The following is a 2,593-nucleotide window of genomic DNA, read 5'->3' as shown; positions in this document are numbered from 1 at the left end:
TCCAAGGATCAGATAGAGATCCTACAGCTCTATTTATTAAATCCAAGAACGCTTGAACTATAGTGTAAAAAATATTAAATCCTGCAAAATTAAGAATTACTCCACCTGACAAGATTCCAAGTGCCAAAGATACAACTACGTTTTTAGTCACAAAGGCTAATACTATTGCCACTATCGGTGGTATTAAAGTTAGAAATCCGTATTTGTCTGCATTTACCTGTGCTATATCTACTTCTTCAGCAAATACCATGACAGTTGACATCAAAAATATCATCATTGATATCAAAGCTATTTTTGTTTTTTTATTTTTCATTTTCTCCTCCTAATATCATGAATATCAGAAAGGTTCACTAAACTATTGTTGTAAATCTAATGAATTAGATATGCTATTTTATATGTGATTAAAGATGAGTTAAAATGATAGCTCTCCACATTTAGTGACAGTGATATACATATTATGTATACCCCCAGTTATATAGACTTAAAGCAATCGTCTACACACTTCGGCAATATATCCTTTCTAAATAAATCTACGTCGCTTAGCTCATTATTTATACTCTTATATACTGCTCCTCTACCTTACTATTATTCACTTTTTTATGCTATTTAATTATATATTAATTTTCCAATAAGTTCAATATTATACGCCATTTTTCTCAAATAAAAATTATATTTAAATTTTTAAAATTATTAAAAAATTTACAATTTAAAATTTATTAATTATAATATATATAAATTTCTAATCCCTTCTTAAATTGATGAAAAATATCATTTTTAATAAAAATTAGAGGGAAATTGAAGTTTATGTCGAATTATTTTGTTGAAATAATATAATTTACAAATTTATAGGAGGCAATAAATTAATGCTATTAGTTTACAATGAAAGAACAAATCCATACTTTAATCTAGCTATGGAGGAATATTTTTTAAAAAATGCGACAGAAGATTTATTCTTACTTTGGAGAAATGAATCTGCAATAATAGTTGGTAAAAATCAAAATACATTATCTGAAATAAACTACGAATACGTAAAAGATAACAATATAACTGTAGTCAGAAGACAATCAGGCGGGGGAGCAGTTTTCCATGATTTAGGAAATTTATGCTTCACTTTTATAGCCTGCAATAACAACAGCTTCAGCGACTTCAAGAGATTTACTATGCCTATAGTAGAAGCTCTAAAAGGACTTGATATAAATGCTGAATTCTCTGGAAGAAATGACCTATTAATCGACGGTCAAAAATTCTCTGGAAACGCACAATACAACTATAAAGACAAAGTAATGCACCATGGAACTTTACTATTCTCTTCTGAAATAAACGATGTTTCAGCAGCACTTAAGGTAAAACCTATTAAATTCGAAGGTAAATCTGTAAAGTCCGTAAAATCAAGAGTAACTAACATAAGCGACCATTTAAAGAAACCTATGACTGTCTTAGAATTCAAGGATTACTTAATGGACTTTGTAGCTAAAACAGATAAAGACAGTACACCATACACTCTAACTGACAAAGACATAGCAGAAATAGAAAAGCTTGTTGAAGAAAAATACAGCACTTGGGATTGGAACTTTGGAAATTCACCAAAATTCTCTCTAAGCAACGAATTAAAATACCCAGGCGGAAATGTTGAATTCAACTTAAACGTAAATAAGGGAATTATAACTGAAATCAAATTCTTCGGTGATTTCTTCGGTAAAGAAGATGTATCTTTTATAGAAGAAAAATTGACTGGTGTTAAACATACTGAAGAAGGTATAAAGGAAGCCTTAAAAGATGTCAATATAAACGATTATTTCTTAAATGCAACTATAGATGTATTAGTCGATGGTATAATGGGAGTTAAATAATTTTTAAAAATCCTCTTTGCTAAATAAAAACAAAGAGGATTTTATATTTTTTGTCTTCATACTATTCTTAGTAATTATAATCACTATCTAACATAGAATAATTTTCACATCTATCTACTAATAATTCTAAATTATCATTTTCTACTAAAATAAATTCTATATATTCTTTCTCATAATGTATTTTATTATTTTGTACAACTTTATTTATAGATACTCTTGATATTCTATATTCACCATCTTCATATTCAAATTGTCCATAATCCGCATCTTTTATATATGTTCTCAAGCCTTCTTCATGCCACTCTGGAATATATTTATCATAATTTTTACGCAAATTACCTGTTTCAGTTATATATGGATATACCAAGTCAACATTTCCTGTATTTATGGCTTCATCATAATTATATTCTAGATTATCTATAAGTTCTGTGATTTGTGATTGAGAAATAGCATCATCATCTGTATATGTATTTTCTGTTTGATCTAAATCTTCTTGCACTAGTTCTTCTTCATAATATTCATTTTCTTGATCTTCACTACTATTATAATGTTCATCATTTTGTTGGCTACTATAGTCAGTGTTTAAAACTTGCCCATCATCGTCTTCGCTAAAATAGTTTTTCGCAAAACCAAATCCTGCTAAAAATACAATCACAAAAGCCAATATTATACCGATTGCTTTAAAGTTTTTACTCGATTTATTTTGTTTCTTTTTATTTTTATTATTTGGCACTGGTTTTTGT

General features: G+C 28.1%; 2 protein-coding genes, 1 pseudogene and 1 riboswitch. Of the genes and pseudogenes, 1 reads left to right on the top strand and 2 read right to left on the bottom strand.

Going from position 1 to position 2,593, the window contains the following annotated elements; genetic code table 11:
* Positions 1-313 (bottom strand): annotated as a pseudogene (locus ACI3VO_RS14025) (Na+/H+ antiporter NhaC family protein); the annotation flags it as partial.
* A 100-nt stretch (positions 314-413) separates the two neighbouring features.
* Positions 414-585, bottom strand: a riboswitch (Lysine riboswitch).
* 278 nt (positions 586-863) lie between these two features.
* Here ACI3VO_RS14025 and ACI3VO_RS14020 point away from each other — a divergent pair.
* Positions 864-1,850 (top strand): lipoate--protein ligase, encoded by a 987-nt coding sequence (locus ACI3VO_RS14020; RefSeq protein WP_439758514.1) that lies wholly within the window; start codon positions 864-866, stop codon positions 1,848-1,850.
* A gap of 67 nt (positions 1,851-1,917) precedes the next feature.
* Here ACI3VO_RS14020 and ACI3VO_RS14015 read toward each other — a convergent pair.
* On the bottom strand, positions 1,918-2,593 hold a 676-nt coding region (locus ACI3VO_RS14015; RefSeq protein WP_439758513.1), incomplete at its 5' end, for a TcaA NTF2-like domain-containing protein.

This window comes from Intestinibacter sp., from assembly GCF_051866655.1.
Taxonomy (GTDB): Bacteria; Bacillota; Clostridia; order Peptostreptococcales; family Peptostreptococcaceae; genus Intestinibacter.
The sequence above is the reverse complement of the archived record's forward strand: the minus strand, read 5'-3'. Positions and strand labels throughout refer to the sequence as shown.

Bases quoted from the DNA above. Each gene is read 5' to 3' on its own strand.
- ACI3VO_RS14020 (WP_439758514.1), top strand. From the start codon at position 864: ATGCTATTAGTTTACAATGAAAGAACAAATCCATACTTTAATCTAGCT.